16 protein-coding genes and 1 pseudogene are annotated in these 14,700 nt (G+C 73.3%); 7 read left to right on the top strand and 10 right to left on the bottom strand.

The window, feature by feature from the left end:
• Window positions 1-317 precede the first annotated feature (317 nt).
• The 5 genes from ACTMS0_RS18590 to ACTMS0_RS18570 all read right to left on the bottom strand — a co-directional run bounded on the left by ACTMS0_RS18590 (window position 318) and on the right by ACTMS0_RS18570 (window position 6,345).
• Window positions 318-3,029, bottom strand: coding sequence for an HAD-IC family P-type ATPase (locus ACTMS0_RS18590; RefSeq protein WP_441156484.1), 2,712 nt, complete (start codon window positions 3,027-3,029; stop codon window positions 318-320).
• A gap of 174 nt (window positions 3,030-3,203) precedes the next feature.
• Entirely contained in the window at window positions 3,204-4,163 is a 960-nt protein-coding gene (locus tag ACTMS0_RS18585; RefSeq protein WP_441156483.1) for an electron transfer flavoprotein subunit alpha/FixB family protein, read from the bottom strand.
• Between the two features lie 14 nt (window positions 4,164-4,177).
• The gene (locus ACTMS0_RS18580; RefSeq protein WP_441156482.1) at window positions 4,178-4,957 is read right to left on the bottom strand and encodes an electron transfer flavoprotein subunit beta/FixA family protein; all 780 of its coding nucleotides are present in this window, start codon (window positions 4,955-4,957) and stop codon (window positions 4,178-4,180) included.
• 180 nt (window positions 4,958-5,137) lie between these two features.
• A complete protein-coding gene (locus ACTMS0_RS18575) occupies window positions 5,138-5,545 on the bottom strand; it encodes a hypothetical protein (protein ID WP_441156481.1) in 408 nt (135 codons plus the stop codon).
• 2 nt (window positions 5,546-5,547) lie between these two features.
• Complete coding sequence (locus tag ACTMS0_RS18570; RefSeq protein ID WP_441156480.1) at window positions 5,548-6,345, bottom strand: GNAT family N-acetyltransferase; 798 nt, start codon at window positions 6,343-6,345, stop codon at window positions 5,548-5,550.
• Window positions 6,346-6,385: 40 nt separating this feature from the next.
• Here ACTMS0_RS18570 and ACTMS0_RS18565 point away from each other — a divergent pair, with 40 nt between their 5' ends.
• From ACTMS0_RS18565 to ACTMS0_RS18555, 3 genes are read left to right on the top strand one after another with little or no spacing between them, the layout of a single operon-like run.
• On the top strand, window positions 6,386-6,781 hold the full coding sequence (locus ACTMS0_RS18565) for a YidH family protein (RefSeq protein WP_441156479.1): 396 nt from the start codon (window positions 6,386-6,388) through the stop codon (window positions 6,779-6,781).
• Complete coding sequence (locus ACTMS0_RS18560) at window positions 6,774-7,097, top strand: DUF202 domain-containing protein (RefSeq protein WP_441156478.1); 324 nt, start codon at window positions 6,774-6,776, stop codon at window positions 7,095-7,097. Before ACTMS0_RS18565 ends, ACTMS0_RS18560 begins: the two co-directional genes overlap by 8 nt.
• Before the next feature lie 27 nt (window positions 7,098-7,124).
• Window positions 7,125-7,541: a PLD nuclease N-terminal domain-containing protein gene (locus ACTMS0_RS18555; protein WP_441156477.1), complete on the top strand. Its 417-nt coding sequence runs from the start codon at window positions 7,125-7,127 to the stop codon at window positions 7,539-7,541.
• Between the two features lie 37 nt (window positions 7,542-7,578).
• Here the strand turns inward: ACTMS0_RS18555 and ACTMS0_RS18550 are convergent, their stop codons facing one another.
• The gene (locus ACTMS0_RS18550) at window positions 7,579-9,201 is read right to left on the bottom strand and encodes an acetolactate synthase (RefSeq protein ID WP_441156476.1); all 1,623 of its coding nucleotides are present in this window, start codon (window positions 9,199-9,201) and stop codon (window positions 7,579-7,581) included.
• A gap of 75 nt (window positions 9,202-9,276) precedes the next feature.
• Window positions 9,277-10,050, bottom strand: a complete 774-nt coding sequence (locus tag ACTMS0_RS18545) for an enoyl-CoA hydratase-related protein (RefSeq protein ID WP_441156475.1) — start codon at window positions 10,048-10,050, stop codon at window positions 9,277-9,279.
• A gap of 99 nt (window positions 10,051-10,149) precedes the next feature.
• Between ACTMS0_RS18545 and ACTMS0_RS18540 the strand changes: the two genes are divergently transcribed.
• The 3 genes from ACTMS0_RS18540 to ACTMS0_RS18530 all read left to right on the top strand — a co-directional run bounded on the left by ACTMS0_RS18540 (window position 10,150) and on the right by ACTMS0_RS18530 (window position 12,266).
• Window positions 10,150-10,674, top strand: a complete 525-nt coding sequence (locus tag ACTMS0_RS18540) for a DUF6232 family protein (protein ID WP_441156474.1) — start codon at window positions 10,150-10,152, stop codon at window positions 10,672-10,674.
• A 349-nt stretch (window positions 10,675-11,023) separates the two neighbouring features.
• Complete coding sequence (locus ACTMS0_RS18535; protein ID WP_441156473.1) at window positions 11,024-11,503, top strand: DUF6232 family protein; 480 nt, start codon at window positions 11,024-11,026, stop codon at window positions 11,501-11,503.
• 46 nt (window positions 11,504-11,549) lie between these two features.
• On the top strand, window positions 11,550-12,266 hold the full coding sequence (locus ACTMS0_RS18530; protein WP_441156472.1) for a hypothetical protein: 717 nt from the start codon (window positions 11,550-11,552) through the stop codon (window positions 12,264-12,266).
• A 4-nt stretch (window positions 12,267-12,270) separates the two neighbouring features.
• Here ACTMS0_RS18530 and ACTMS0_RS18525 read toward each other — a convergent pair whose 3' ends face one another.
• Entirely contained in the window at window positions 12,271-12,729 is a 459-nt protein-coding gene (locus ACTMS0_RS18525) for a rhodanese-like domain-containing protein (RefSeq protein ID WP_441156471.1), read from the bottom strand.
• Window positions 12,730-12,801: 72 nt separating this feature from the next.
• On the opposite strand from ACTMS0_RS18525, the gene ACTMS0_RS18520 reads away from it, so the two are divergent.
• The gene (locus tag ACTMS0_RS18520) at window positions 12,802-13,794 is read left to right on the top strand and encodes a helix-turn-helix domain-containing protein (protein ID WP_441156470.1); all 993 of its coding nucleotides are present in this window, start codon (window positions 12,802-12,804) and stop codon (window positions 13,792-13,794) included.
• Between the two features lie 49 nt (window positions 13,795-13,843).
• Here ACTMS0_RS18520 and ACTMS0_RS18515 read toward each other — a convergent pair.
• Window positions 13,844-14,373 (bottom strand): annotated as a pseudogene (locus tag ACTMS0_RS18515) (PfkB family carbohydrate kinase); the annotation flags it as partial.
• 24 nt (window positions 14,374-14,397) lie between these two features.
• Window positions 14,398-14,700: zinc ribbon domain-containing protein (locus ACTMS0_RS18510; protein WP_441156469.1), on the bottom strand; the 303-nt coding region annotated here is incomplete at its 5' end.

Genomic DNA, 14,700 nt, shown 5'->3' with positions numbered 1-14,700 from the left:
CCTGCCGGGGTACTACGAGGTGTGGCTCATCGCCCCGAAGACCATGGAGATGTTTCTCGATCGTGCTCGGTCACGAGGAAGACGGGTCTCCGGTTGCCACCGGACGCGGACCTTGAGGCATACTCGGTTGTCGACGTCTCCGCCAAGGCGTACGACGACAACACCGCCCACTCCGGCGACAGCCTGCTGAGGGCACCCTGACGGGCTGATCGGCGGGCCGGCTCAGCTCCCCGGCCCGCCGATCAGCTCCCTTTCTGCGGCGGTCGCCGGCTCGGTCCGCAGCCGAGCCGGCGACCACCTCAGTCAAGCTGGCGACCTCAGCCGAGCCGGCGGCCGAACCAACCGAACCGCTTGTCGAGCGCCACGACGGTGGTGACCGCGAGCGCGATGCCCAGGATGCGCAGCCACGCCTCGGCGCTGATCGGTGCCGTCCGGAACAGCGTGTTCATCACCGGCAGGTAGGTCAGCGCCGCCTGACCGAATGCCTGGAGCAGCACACCGCCGAGCAGCCACCGGTTGGTGAACAACCCCAGCCGCCAGGACGAGCGGGTGAGCGAGCGACAGCTGAACAGGTAGAAGCCCTGCACCACGACGAAGAGGTTCACCGCCGCCGTCCGGGCCTCCGCCAGCTCCGCGCCGGCGCCCAGTTCCCACTCGAACAGCCACCAGGTGCCCGCCACGAGCAGCGCGGAGACGAGCAGGATCCGCACGACCAGGGCACCGGTCAGCAGGGGCTGGGCCGGGTCCCGGGGCGGCCGCTCCATGATCCCGGCCTCTTTCGGCTCGAACGCGAGCGTCAGGCCGAGCAGCACCGCCGTGGTCATGTTGATCCACAGGATCTGGCTGGGCAGGATCGGCAGGGCGGTACCGAGGATGATCGCCACCAGGATGACAAACCCTTCGCCCGCGTTGGTAGGCAGCGTCCAGGTGATGAACTTGGTCAGGTTGGCGAAGACGCCCCGGCCCTCCTCCACGGCCGCCTCGATGGTGGCGAAGTCGTCGTCGGTGAGCACGATGTCGGAGGCCTCCTTGGCCACCTCGGTGCCACTGCGTCCCATCGCCACCCCGATGTTGGCCTGGCGCAGCGCGGGGGCGTCGTTGACCCCGTCGCCGGTCATCGCCACCACCTGCCCCTCGGCCTGTAGTGCCTCCACCAGCCGGAGCTTCTGCTCGGGCGACACCCGGGCGAACACCGCCGCCCGGCGCACCGCCGCCGGGCGGTCCGCCGCGGGCAGTCCCGCCAGGTCCGCGCCGCTCAGCACCTCGCCGGGCCCGGGCTCGGCCGCCAGCAACCCCAGGCGCCCGGCGATGGCGCTGGCGGTGGCCCGATGGTCGCCGGTGATCATCTTCACCGCGATCCCGGCCCGCTGGCACGACTCGACTGCGGCGGCCGCGGCGCCCCGGGGTGGATCGAGCATCGCCTGGAGCCCGGTGAAGACGAGACTGCCGGGCAGCGCCTCCTCCACCAGCTCGTCGTCGCCGTCGAGCCGACGCATCGCGGTGGCGAGCACCCGCAGGCCCTCGCCGGCCAGCTCACCAGCGGCGGCCATTACGGCGGACCGGTCCAACGGCACCGTCCCGCCGTCGGGACCGAGCGCCTCCGTGGACCACTCAACCACCCGCTCCACCGCGCCCTTGACGAGCACCACCCGCCCGCCGTCGCGCTGGTCGTGCAGGGTCGCCATGAACTGCCGCTCGGAGGTGAACGGGATCGCCGCGACACGGGGCAGTTCTTCGGCGACCTCCTCGGCGCGGAGCCCGACCTTGGCACCCACCACGAGCATCGCCCCCTCGGTCGGGTCGCCGAACACCGCCCACCGCCCCTCCCGCTCGTTCAGCCGGGCGTCGTTGCAGGCGACTCCGGCCAGTAGCGACCACCGCAGCGCGCCGCCCTCCCCGGTCGGGGCCGGCCCCCCGTCCGAATCGCGAATCTCCCCGGCAGGGGCGTAGCCGGCGCCGCTGACCTCGTAGCGGTCCGCGGAAGTCCAGACCGCCTGCACCGTCATCTGGTTCTCGGTGAGGGTGCCGGTCTTGTCGGTGCAGATCACGGTGGTACTGCCGAGCGTCTCCACGGCCGGCAGCCGCCGGATCACCGCCTGCTGGCGGGCCATCCGGGCCACCCCGATGGCCAGCGTGATGGTCACCGCCGCCGGCAGGCCCTCGGGGATGGCCCCCACGGCCAGCGCCACGGCGGCGGTGAACGTCTCTCCGGCCGGTTCCCCGCGCACGACACCGACGGCGAAGGTCACCGCCGCGAGCACCAGGATCGCTACGGTGAGCACCCGGCTGAAGCGGGCCAGCTTCGACGTGAGCGGCGTGTCCAGCACCTGCGCGCCACCGACCAGGCGGTGAATGCGGCCCAGCTCCGTCTCCGCGCCGGTCGCCACCGCGATGCCGGCGCCGGACCCGCCCGTGATCAGGGTGCCGGAGTAGAGCACGTTCCGGCGGTCGGCCACCGGCGTCTCGTCAGGCACGACGACCTCGTCCTTGCGGACCGGCAGGGACTCGCCGGTCAGCGCCGACTCGTCCGCGCGCAGTTCGTCGGCGCGGGTCAGCCGCAGGTCGGCGGGCACCTTTTCGCCCGCCTCGACGAGTACGAGGTCGCCGGGGACGACCTGGTCCGAGGGCACCCGCCGGTGCCGGCCATCCCGTACCACCCGGGCCTCGGTCCGCACCATCGCCCGCAGCGCGTCCAGTGCCGCCTCGGCCTTGGACTCCTGAAGGAAGCCGATGACCGCGTTGATCACCACCACCCCGAAGATCACCACCGAGTCGACATACTCGGCGAGCAGCAGGGTGACCACGGCGGCGGCGATCAGGACGTATACCAGCGGGTTCTGGAACTGCCGGAGCACCCGGCGGACCACGCCACCGCGAGCGGCCGTCGGCAGCAGGTTGGGGCCGAACCGGGTCAGGCGCGCGCCGGCCTCGTCGCCGGTCAGCCCGCGTTCGGTGTCGGTCTCCAGCAGCAGCACGACATCGTGCACGGCCAACGCGTGGTGACCTTCTCCCGGCGTCCTGGCGGCCATGGCGCGCTCCTCGTTCCCACATCGGCCAGGGGTGCACGGGGGACGCCGTCATCGTCTCAGCTCGCCGGCCGGGGCGGGCGGTTCCGCTCGCGATTGCCAGTTGCAAGGCCCCGGCAACGACGAGGGCCGGGAACCGACTGGCGGTTCCCGGCCCTCGGACGGCTGTCGCTCAGCTCACTTCCGCTTGCGGATCTCCTCGGCGGCCTGCGGTACGACCTTGAACAGGTCGCCCACCACGCCGAAGTCGGCCAGCTCGAAGATCGGCGCCTCGCCGTCCTTGTTGACGGCGACGATCGTCTTCGAGGTCTGCATGCCGGCCCGGTGCTGGATCGCGCCGGAGATGCCGAGCGCGACGTACAGCTGCGGGGAGACGGTCTTACCGGTCTGGCCCACCTGGAACTGGTGCGGGTAGAAGCCCGAGTCGACGGCGGCGCGGGAGGCGCCGACCGCACCGCCGAGCAGGTCGGCCAGTTCCTCGACGAGCTTGAAGTTGTCGGCGTTGCCGACGCCGCGACCGCCGGAGACGACGACCGACGCCTCGGTCAGCTCCGGCCGGGAGCCCTTCTGCTCGGCGACCCGGTCGACGACCTTGGCCAGCTTGTCGGTGTCGGTGACCGACACGGTGAGCTGCTCGACCGCCGGGCTGGCCGCGGCCGGCTCCGGGTTGAGCGAGTTCGGCCGGACGGTGACCAGCGGCAGGCCACGGGTGACCTTGGACTTCACGATGGTGGAGCCGGCGAAGGCCACCTGCGTCGCGGTGCCGTCGGCCTCGAGAGCCACGACGTCGGTCAGGATGCCGTTGTCGAGCTTGACCGCGAGGCGGGCGGCGATCTCCTTGCCCTCCTGCGAGGAGGCGAGCAGCACGGCGGCCGGCTGCACCCGCTGGACCAGTTCGGCCAGCACGGTCGCCTTCGGGGCGACCAGGTAGCCGTCGATCTCCTCGCTCTCGGCCGCGTAGATCTTCTCCGCGCCGTACTCGCCCAGCTTCGCGCTCAGCGCCTCGGCGGCGCCGGGACCACCGAGCACGACCGCGCTGGGCGTGCCCAGGCCGCGGGCGAGGGTGAGCATCTCCAGGGTGACCTTCTTGACGCCGAATTCCCGGGTGGCTTCGACGACGACGAGAACCTCAGACATGTCCAGACCTGCTCTCACACGAACTTCTCGGTGGCGAGGAACTCGACCAGCTTCACGCCGCCGTCGCCCTCGTCGGTGACCTTCGCGCCGCCGGAGCGCGGCGGGCGCTTGCTGTGCTCCAGCACGGTGCTGGTCGCGCCGTCGAAGCCCACCTCGGTCGGGGCGACGCCGAGGTCGCCCAGGGACAGGGTCTGCACCGGCTTCTTCTTGGCGGCCATGATGCCCTTGAAGGAGGGGTAACGCGGCTCGTTGATGGTGTCCCAGACGGAGACCACGGCCGGGGTGGAGGCGGTGACCACCTCGTAGCCCTCCTCGGTCTGCCGCTCGGCGGTCAGCGTGGAGCCGTCCACCGTGAGCTTGCGCGCGCCGGTCAGCGCGGCGACGCCGAGCCGCTCGGCGATCATGTGCGGCATGACCTGGACGCGGCCGTCGGTCGACTCGGCGCCGCAGAGGACCAGGTCGGCGTTCAGCTGGCCGAGGGCGGCGGCGAGCACCTTCGAGGTGGCCACGGCGCAGGACCCGTGCAGGGCGTCGTCGACGACGTGCACGGCCTTGTCCGGACCCATGGAGAGCGCCTTGCGGATCGACTCGGTCGCCCGGTCCGGACCCATGGTCAGGATGGTGACCTCGCCGCCGTGCGCCTCCTTGATCTTCAACGCCTCCTCGATGGCGTACTCGTCCATCTCGTTGATGACGTTGTTCGCCGAACCGCGGTCGACGGTGTTGTCGTCACTGCGCAGGTTGCGGTCCGCGCCCGAATCGGGCACCTGCTTGACGAGTACGACGATGTTCATCGCGCTTCGACGACCCTCCTGTGGTTGTTGCGATCGCTCGCCCGGTCTGGGGCGCAGCCTCCCGCGTGACTTAACGCTCGGTCAACCGCGGGCCGCTGTGCAGTTGCCCACGGCGCAATGTTACCCACAAGTAGCTTGCACTCTCCGGGGGGCGGGAGTGACTCAGCTCACCAGGTCTGCTCAGGCCGGTTGGGCCAGTGCGTCCCGGATCCGCTCGATCGCCGCCGCCTCCTTCGGGGTGACCCCATGGTGCGCCCGGGCCACCCGGTCGGCGGCGGCCAGCACCACCTCCCGGTAGGTCCCCACATCCACCGGTGACTTCTCCCGCAGGATCTCCACCGCCCGGCGCAGCGCCGGCAGCACCACCGACTCGATCTCCGAATCCGAGTCCCGGGGCAGCTTCGGCAGCGGTCCGGTGGTCAGCGCCTCCTTCACCACCCCGCTCGTGTCGGCCATCGCGCCGGAGGCCGCGAAGCTCTCCCGGACCAGCGCCAGCATCCCGGGATCGGCGTTGGACACCAGGAAGACCGCGCCGAAGGCGCCGGTCTTGAGAGTCAACCGCTCCTCGGCCGTCAAACGCTGCTCCATGATCACGGAGTGTAGACGTACGGCGTCGTCGTGGTGACGGCGACGAGGCCGAGCCGCTCCAGGATCGGGCGGCTGTTCGCCGAGGCGTCCACTTGGAGCAGCGTGGCGCCGCGCTGCGCGGCGAGCCGGGCCCGGTAGGTGACCAGGGCCCGGTAGATCCCTCGGCGGCGCCAGGCCGGCAGGGTCGAGCCGCCCCAGAGAGTCGCGAACCCGGACCCGTGCGGGTACCGCACCCAGCCGGCGCACACCACCTCGTCGCCGGCCTCGGCCACCACCACCGTGATCGCCTGCGGATCGGCGGCGATCTCCTTCTCCAGGCCGGGCCCGAGGTGGCTACGGTCGGTGCCCCACACCGCCTCCTCCATCGCCACGATCCGGTCCAGGTCCGCACGCGAGGTCACCTCGCGCAGCCGTACGCCCTCGGGAACGACCGGGAGCGCGGCGGCGAGCGGCGCGACCGGCCCGATCACGACGGTCTCCGGTTCCTCCGGCACGAACCCGGCGGCGCGCAACCGGTCCGGCAGGTCCGTCGGCTCGTCGTGGCCGTGCAGCTTCCACTCGACCGGCTCCCCCCGCCCGCGAAAGATCGCCACCTGCCGCCGGATCAGCTCGTCCAGCTCCGCGCCCGCCAGGCCACCCAGATCGTGGTACGTGAGGAAGCCGCCGTGGTCGAAGCCGAGGAACCGCAGCAGCGGGCCGTCCCGCTCGACCGACACGCCGGCCGGCAGCGGGTCGGGGACGAGGGCGCGCAGGCCGCGGTCGTACGCCCTCCGGAGGGTGTTCACGTCAAGATCCGTCACCAGACCAGGCTACGACCGGGCGGAAGCGGATAATCGGCTCGTGTGGCAGGCGATCAGGCGGTGGTTCGACCCGCAGGAGCTGCGTTCGGTGGGGATCACCCCGGACTACCGCTTCTCCCTGGCCAACGAGCGCACCTTCCTCGCCTGGCTGCGGACCGGCCTGGCGCTGGTCGCCGGCGGGCTGGCCGCGGCGCAGCTCCTGCCGCCGCTGCCGCTGACCCATCTGCGCGAGGCGATCGCCATCGCGCTGCTGCTGCTGGGGGGCGCCGTCGCCGTCCACGCGATCGACCACTGGGCCCGCACCGAACGCGCCATCCGGCTGGGCGAGGAGCTGCCCGCGTCCCGCTTCCCCGCCGTCCTGGCGCTCGCTGTGGGGGTCGGGGCGCTGGTGCTGGTCGCCGCGGTGCTGGCCCGGGCGGTCGGCGGAGGTGACTGACCGGGCGCGCCCCGGCCGCACGCGCGACCCGGGTCTGCAACCCGAGCGGACCCGGCTCGCCTGGCGGCGTACCGCGCTGGCGATGACCGTCATCATGGTGTTGACCGTGCGCCTCGCGTTCACCCGGGACACGGTCGGTGCGGTGCTCGCCGGGCTGGCGGTGCTCGGCTGGTTCGCGGCGCTTCGGGTCTGCTCGCGGCGGGCCACCGGCACCGGTCCGGCGGCCGCCTACGGCCGGGCGCTCCCGCTGGCCGCCCTGGTCACCGCCGGGTTCGCTACGCTCGGTGCCGTGCTGGTCATGCGCGGGATGTGGTAGCCGGCACGGGTGCGCCATGATGGTGTCATGGCCCGGCTCTACGTCCTTCTGTTCCTCGCGCAGATCGTCCTCGCCGTCTGCGCGCTGATCAGCTGCCTCTCGGCCGAGGAGGGCGACATCCGCGCCCTGCCCCGGCTCGCCTGGGTGCTGATCATCCTCTTCTTCCCGCTGGTCGGCTCGATCGCCTGGTTCGTCGCCGGCCGCGAGCGCGGCGCCGGCACCGCCCGGACCGCGGGGCCGATCGGCAGCGGCTTCGCCGAGCGCAAGCGCCGCCCGGTCGCCCCGGATGACGATCCGGAGTTCCTCCGCTCGATCGAGGAGCGCTCCCGCCAGCAGGACCAGGAGCTGTTCCGCCGCTGGGAGGACGACCTGCGCCGCCGCGAGGACGACCTCCGCCGCCACGAGGGCGATCCGCCGCGCGAGGAGAAGAGCCCCGACGCCTGACCGGCCGCCGGCACCGCGTGCCGGCGGCCGGTTCGTCTCAGGCCAGGTTCGACGAGCGGGGGTACGCGTCGGTCGGGTCGGTCAGCACGTTGACCAGGTACGGCACGCCCGCGTCGAACGCCCGCCCCAGCGCCGGCCCCAGGTCGGCGGCCTTCGCCACCGTCTCGCCGGCGCCGCCGAGCGCCTCGACCACGACGTCGTAGCGCAACTCGGGCTGGAGGTCGGCCGCCACGTCGTAGCCGTACATGGCCCGCATCGGGTGCTTCTCCAGGCCCCAGATGCCGTTGTTGCCGACCACGATCACGACCGGCAGCTTCTGGCGGACCAGGGACTCCACGTCCATCAGCGAGAAGCCGGCCGCGCCGTCGCCCATCAGCACGCAGATCTGCCGGTCGGGGTGGGTGACCCGGGCGCCCATCGCGTAGCCCATGCCGGTGCCGAGGCAGCCGTACGGGCCCGGGTCGAGCCAGGTGCCGGGCTGCGCCGGCTCCAGGTAACGGCCGGCGTACGAGACGAAGTCGCCGCCGTCGCCGATGGTGATGGCGTCCCGGGCGAGCACCTTGCGCAGCTCGCCGTAGATCCGGGCGGGGCGGATCGGGTCGGTCTCGGCGGCCATCTCCTCGGCGTCGCGGGACTTGGCGGCGTCCTCGGCGGTCCGCAGCCCGGCGATCCAGTCCGCGTGGTCGGCCCGGTCACCGGGGTGCCCGGCGAACGCGGAGAGGATGAGCCGCAGGTCGCCGGCGGGGGCGGCGGCCGGCTGGACGTGCCCGGCGCGCTGGCTCGGCGCGTCGACGACGTGCACCACCTGCGCGTCGCCGAAGTCGCCGAAGTTGAGGCGGAAGTCGAGCGAGGTGCCGACGACCACGACCACGTCGGCGCCCTTGAGGGCGACCCGCCGGGCCTTGGCGAAGGCGAGCGGGTGCTCCGGCGGCAGCGCGCCCCGGCCCATGCCGTTGGTGAAGACGGGCACCTGGAGCGCCTCGGCCGCCTCGCGCAGGGCGGTGACGGCGTCACCGGCGTACACGTCGGAACCGGCGATGATGACCGGACGGGCGGCGCCGGCGATCAGGGCCGCCGCCTTCGTCACCTCGTCCGGGTCCGGCTCGATCGGGGCGATGCCCGCCGGGGCGGGCAGGTCGGCGTCGGCCACCGAGAAGACCGCCTCGAGCGGGAAGTCCAGGAAGGCCGGGCCCCGGTGCGGGGTGAGCGCCGCGGTCAGTGCGGCGCCCACCGCGCGCGGGATGTCGTCGGTGCTGAACACCGTCTCGGCGTGCTTGGTCACCGGGGCGACCAGCGGCAGGTGGTCCATCTCCTGGAGGCTGCCGGATCCCCAGCGGAACTGCGGGGCCCGCCCACCGAGCACCAGCACCGGCGACGCATTGAAGAACGCGCTGGTCAGCCCGGAGATCCCGTTGGTGACACCGGGGCCGGCGGTGAGTACGGCGAGACCGGGCCGCCGCTGGAGCTTCGCCACCGCCTCGGCCGCGAAGACCGCCGACTGCTCGTGCCGCACGTCGTAGATCGGGAAGTCGCCCTTGTGCGCGGCGTCGTAGAGCGGAAAGACGTGCCCGCCGGAGAGCGTGAACATCTCCCGCACCCCGTACGCGCGCAGCGCCGCGAGCGCCAGCTCGCCGCCGTGACCTTCGATCCGCTCCGACATGACCGCTCCCCTTCGTTCCGGATGACCGGTGTCACACGCTACTCAGCGGTAGCCAGAATGTGAACAGCCCTCAGGTCAGCGGCCGGTGAAGTCCGGCTTGCGCTTCGCCACGAACGCGGCCATGCCCTCGCGCCGGTCGTCGGTGGCGAACAGCGCCGCGAAGAGCTGGCTCTCCCAGGCGAGGCCGGAGTTGAGGTCCATGTCCAGGCCGCCGTCGACCGCGAGCTTCGCCGCCCGCAGCGCCTGCACCGGCCCGGTCAGGTACGGCTTCACCAGCGCCACCGCCGCGTCGTACACCTCGGCGGCCGGGACGACCCGGTCGGCCAGCCCGATCCGCAGCGCCTCCTGCGCGTCGACCATCCGGCCCGACATGATCAGGTCCTTGGCGCGGGCCGGGCCGACCAGGCGGGCCAGCCGCTGGGTGCCGCCCGCGCCCGGGATGATGCCGAGCTTGATCTCCGGCTGGCCGAGCTTGGCGTCCTCGGCGACCACCCGCCAGTCGCAGGCGAGGGCCAGCTCGCAGCCGCCGCCGAGCGCGTACCCGGTGATCGCGGCGACCACCGGCTTGGGGATCCGGGCGATCGCACCCAGCGCGCTGGACAGGTCGGCGGCCCGGTCGGCCATGTCCACGTAGGACATGTCGGCCATCTCCTTGATGTCCGCGCCGGCCGCGAAGACCTTCTCCCCGCCGTACACGATGACGGCGCGGACGCCCGGGTCGGCGGTGGCCGCCGTCGCCGCGGCGCGCAACTCCTCCTGCACCTGGGTGTTCAGGGCGTTCATCGGCGGCCGCTCCAGCCGGATGGTGCCGATGCCGTCCTTGGTCTCCAGCCGCACGAACTCGCCCACGCTGACCCTCACTTCCTCGTCGAAGTCGCGTGCCAACCTTACGGCGCGGGTCGTTGGGGTACGTAGTCTGGTGTCAGGCCCGCCACCGGGAGTTGCGCCATGGTCACGTACTACGACGACAGGTCCGTCCAGGTCACCTCCACCGCCGTCCGGGTGGACGGCCGGATCTTTCCGCTGCCCGAGATCAGCGCGGTGTGGCACCACCGCGGCAGCCGCTCCTGGCGGGTGGTCGCGGGCCGGGGTGCGATCGGCGCGGCCCTCGCCGGACCCTTGGTCGCCGCCGGGCTGGGGATCGCGCTCGCCCTCTGGCTGGACCGCTCCCCCACCGTCACGATCGGCATCGTCGGCGCGTCGGTGCTGGTCGGGCTGGCCGTCGGGCCGGTCGCCGACTTCCTCTTCGAACACCTGGACCGCTCGTACGCCCGGGGCAGTCGGCAGTTGGAGATCTGGGCCCGCTGGCGCGGCCAGCCGGTCCAGCTGCTGTCCACCGGGGACGCGCTGCGGTTCGGCCAGATCTACCGCGCGGTGCAGCGGGCCGTCGAGGCCGGCCAGCGGGTCCCCGCCCGCCGTCAGAACGCGATGGGCGTGTCCGGTAGCAGACCGAGGCCGCGCAGCGGACCGTAGATCTCGACGTTGCGCTCCTGCTCGGTCACGATCGGCAGGCTAGCTCGACGTGCGCGCTGCCGCGGGGCGTACGCGGTTGGGCTGGTCCGACAGCTCGGACGAGCCGCGGTCACGAGCGCCTTGCCGAGCCACTGTCGAGCTGCCCTCACAGATGGGGCACCGACGGACACGGCGGAGTCGACCAGTGGCGCGGCAGTAGGGCAAGCTCCCGCGTCACCTCCGGCAGCACGCCGGTCCCACAGATGGGGCAGCTCGACAGCACCCGAGACACGAACTCATCCCCCATTCCGCAGTGCCGGCCCACGCCGGCGGAAACTCCGTGCCCGTACCGGGATGGTTAGGCTTAGTGATGGCCCTCTATTACCGGGACGACGTGGTGCAGGTGACCTCCGAGTCGATCCGGGTCGGTGGACTGGCGGTGGCGATCGCCGACGTGACGTACGTCTGGCACGCCAAGGGACGGACGACGCTCGCCGTCCGGGGGCGGGTCCTGGGTCGGGGCGTGCTGGTGCTGCTGCTGTCGCTGCCGCCGCTGGTCGCGGTGGTCTGCGCGCTCTCGCTCGCCTGGTCGGTACCGGACCGGGGCTGGGTGCCGGTGCTCATTACCCTCGCCGCGTTGGTCGTGCTCGCGCTGGCGCTGACACCCTTCCTGGAGATCCCGCTCGGGTGGCTGGACCGCTCCTACGAGCGGGGGAACCGCGTGCACGAGCTGTGGGTGCAGGCGCACGGCCGGGAGGTGCTGCTGCTGCGTACGCCGGACGCGCTGCGATTCGGCCAGATCTACCGGGCCGTGCAGCGCGCGATCGAACAGCAGGGAGACCGTCGGTGACCGGCCCGTCGGGCGGGACGGGCGCGCCCGACGCACACTGGGTGCCATGGCGATTCCCCTCCCCCGGCCCGCGTCGGTCGTCGGCCTCACCCGTTCCGCCCTCGACTCGGCGGCCTCGTTCGCCGCGATCCCCGCCCGCGCGTTCGCCGTGCTCGACGGGGTGGAGGCACTGCTGACGCGGATCAACGGGGTGGTGGACCGGATCGAGGCGTCCCTGGACCGCACCGACCGCGTGCTCACCGACGCCGAGGCCGCGGTGGCCGAGGTGGCGGTCATCAGTGCCGCCGCGACCACCGCCATCGACAACGCGACCGAGGTGGCCGCCGCCGTGACCGTGCTGGTCGGCGAGGCGGAGAAGGTGGCCCGGACGGCGGGCGCCGTGGTCGGCGCGGCCGACTCGATCGCCGGGCGGGCGGCCGAGACGGTGGGTGCCGCGGCGGAGGCGGCGGCCACGGCGGCGGAGCTGCTGACGGCGTACGAGCCGGCGCTGCGCCGGGGCGCCCCGATGGCGAACCACTTCGTGGAGCAGCTCAGCCACGAGGAGGTGGCCGCCGCGATCCGCCTCGTCGACGAGCTGCCCAAGCTGCGGCAGCACCTCACCGCCGACGTCCTGCCCATCCTGGCCACCCTGGACCGGGTCGGGCCGGACCTGCACGACCTGCTCGACGTCACCCGCGACCTCAAGCTGGCCGTCGCCGGCATCCCCGGTCTCGGGATGCTGCGCCGCCGCGGCGAACGGCTCAGCGACGAGCCGGCCGAGTGACGCGCTAGCAGTCGCAGGTGATCGCGGCGCGCGGCACGGTCAGGTCGTCGACCGGCCGGTGGGTGAGCCCGGTCGGCGTGACGACGGGGAGCCCTTCGCGCACCCAGTACTCGTAGCCGCCGAGCATCTCCTTGACCGCGTATCCGAGCCGGGCGAACTCCAGCGCCGCCCGCGTCGCGCCGTTGCAGCCCGGACCCCAGCAGTAGGTGACGACCCGCGACCCGGCCGGCACGAGCCTGGCGGCACGGGCCGCGACGTCGGCGGTCGGCAGGTGCACGGCGCCCGGCAGGTGCCCCTGGTCCCAGGCGGCGGCACCGCGCGAGTCGACCACCACCAGGCCGTTCGTTCCCGCTTCCAGGTCGGCGTGCACGTCGCTGACGTCGGTCTCGACGGCGAGGCGGGCGAGGAAGTGGGCCGCGGCGACGGCCGGCGTGGCGGCCGGTACGGCGAAGGTGCGTGTCATGCCGTCGATCCTCGGCCGGTCCGGGCGACCGGGGCGAGTGGCGCGTACGCCGTTCTCCGCTAACATCCCGCCATGCCGCTCCGGGCCCTCGGCGACCGCAGCGTCGCCGTCCTCGCGTACCCCGGGATGTCGGTCTTCGAGACCGGCATCGTCACCGAGGTGTTCGGGCTGCCCCGACCCGAGTTCGACGTCGACTGGTACGCGCTCACCGTGTGCGCGGAGCGGCCCGGGCCGGTGCCGCTGGTCGGCGGCGCGACCCTGCACACCCCGTACGGCCTGGACGCGCTGGCCGCCGCCGCAACCGTGATCGTGCCGGGGGTCGCCGACGTGACCGCCGACCCGTCGCCGGAGCTGGTCGCCGCGCTGCGCCGGGCGCACCGGGCCGGCGCGCGCATCATGTCGATCTGTTCCGGGGCGTTCGCTCTCGCCGGCGCGGGTCTGCTGGACGAGCGGCGCGCCACCACCCACTGGCGGTACGCGGACCGGCTGGCCCGCCGCCACCCCCGCGTCACGGTCGACCCGGACGTGCTCTACCTGGACGACGGCGACATCCTCACCAGCGCCGGCAGTGCCGCCGGTCTGGACCTGTGCGTGCACGTGGTCCGCCGCGACCACGGCGCGGCGGTCGCCAACGCGGTCGCCCGCCGGCTGGTGATCCCACCGCACCGCGACGGCGGGCAGGCGCAGTTCATCGAGGCGCCGGTCGCGGTCGACCCGGACGACCACCGGATCTCCGGCAGCATGGCGTGGGCGCTGGCGCACCTCGCCGAGCCGCTCACGGTCGCCCGGCTGGCCGCGCAGGCGCACATGTCGTCCCGTACGTACCTGCGGCACTTCGCGCGGGCCACCGGGACCAGCCCGATCCGGTGGCTGGTGGACCAGCGGATCCGGGCCAGCCTGCCGCTGCTCGAGACGACCGATGCCCCGGTCGAGGAGGTCGCCACCGCGGTCGGCTTCGACGCGCCGGTCACGTACCGCCACCACTTCGCCCGGACGATGCGGACCTCGCCGTCGGCGTACCGGCGGGCCTTCCGGACCCGGACGGCGGGTGACCGGCCGGCGTAGCGCGACGGACCGGCGGACCGGCGCGACGCCGCCGGGTACGGACCGGCGGTCAGCCCGGCTGGTACAGCTCGTCGATCTCGGCGCGGCGGGGCAGCGCCACCGAGGCCCCGAGCCGCCGGACACAGGCCGCGCCGGCGGCCGCCGCCCAGCGCACCGCGTCCACGATGTCCCGCCCCTCGCCCCACCCGACGGCGAGCGCGGCGGTGAACGCGTCGCCGGCCGCGGTCGAGTCGACGACCTCGACCCGGACCGCCGGGACGGCGGTCCCGTCCCGGTCGCCGTACCAGGCACCCGACGCGCCCAGGGTGAGCACCGCGCGCGGCGCCAGGTCGAGGAGGGCGTGCGGCTCCTCCCGGCCGCGACCCGTGAGCGCCTGCGCCTCGCTCTCGTTGACGACCAGCAGGTCGGTGGCGGCGAGCAGCTCCGGCGGCACGGGCCGGGCGGGGGCGGCGTTGAGCACCACCCGGGTCCCGGCGGCGCGACCAGCACGTCCGCCTCGCGTACGGCGGTCAGCTCGGGCTCGGTCAGCGCGGTCAGCGTGGCGTTCGCGCCCGGGCTGACCAGGATGGCGTTCTCCCGTTGCGAATGAGCGCTCTTGAGTGCTCATGCAGCCGCGCCTTGCGGTGCAGCGGTCCCGGTCTTACCCACGGGCGCGGTGCCGGGTTGACGCTTCACAGCCACCGGCCCGCCGTGGCGGGTCTTCTGGTCGGCTCCACGTCCAGCCACCGGGCCACTCCCGGCGGTTGTTGCATCAGCCGCGATCGCGGCTAGGTTGCGGGCGGCATTGAGGTCCCGGTCGATGACCAGCCCGCACGCCTCGCACCGGTAATCGCGCTCGGACAGGGCGAGCTTGGTTTTCACCGCGCCACAGTCCGAGCAGGTCTTGGAGGACGGATACCAGCGGTC

The sequence above is a fragment of the Micromonospora sp. H33 genome (genome assembly GCF_052068455.1).
Taxonomy (GTDB): Bacteria; Actinomycetota; Actinomycetes; order Mycobacteriales; family Micromonosporaceae; genus Micromonospora.
The sequence above is the reverse complement of the archived record's forward strand: the minus strand, read 5'-3'. Positions and strand labels throughout refer to the sequence as shown.

Coding starts and splice junctions, on each gene's coding strand:
- ACTMS0_RS18555 (WP_441156477.1), top strand. CDS start 7,125: ATGGCCCGGCTCTACGTCCTTCTGTTCCTCGCGCAGATCGTCCTCGCC.
- ACTMS0_RS18535 (WP_441156473.1), top strand. CDS start 11,024: ATGGCCCTCTATTACCGGGACGACGTGGTGCAGGTGACCTCCGAGTCG.
- ACTMS0_RS18550 (WP_441156476.1), bottom strand. CDS start 9,201: ATGTCGGAGCGGATCGAAGGTCACGGCGGCGAGCTGGCGCTCGCGGCG.
- ACTMS0_RS18520 (WP_441156470.1), top strand. CDS start 12,802: ATGCCGCTCCGGGCCCTCGGCGACCGCAGCGTCGCCGTCCTCGCGTAC.
- ACTMS0_RS18525 (WP_441156471.1), bottom strand. CDS start 12,729: ATGACACGCACCTTCGCCGTACCGGCCGCCACGCCGGCCGTCGCCGCG.
- ACTMS0_RS18540 (WP_441156474.1), top strand. CDS start 10,150: ATGGTCACGTACTACGACGACAGGTCCGTCCAGGTCACCTCCACCGCC.
- ACTMS0_RS18530 (WP_441156472.1), top strand. CDS start 11,550: ATGGCGATTCCCCTCCCCCGGCCCGCGTCGGTCGTCGGCCTCACCCGT.
- ACTMS0_RS18585 (WP_441156483.1), bottom strand. CDS start 4,163: ATGTCTGAGGTTCTCGTCGTCGTCGAAGCCACCCGGGAATTCGGCGTC.
- ACTMS0_RS18590 (WP_441156484.1), bottom strand. CDS start 3,029: ATGGCCGCCAGGACGCCGGGAGAAGGTCACCACGCGTTGGCCGTGCAC.
- ACTMS0_RS18575 (WP_441156481.1), bottom strand. CDS start 5,545: ATGGAGCAGCGTTTGACGGCCGAGGAGCGGTTGACTCTCAAGACCGGC.
- ACTMS0_RS18580 (WP_441156482.1), bottom strand. CDS start 4,957: ATGAACATCGTCGTACTCGTCAAGCAGGTGCCCGATTCGGGCGCGGAC.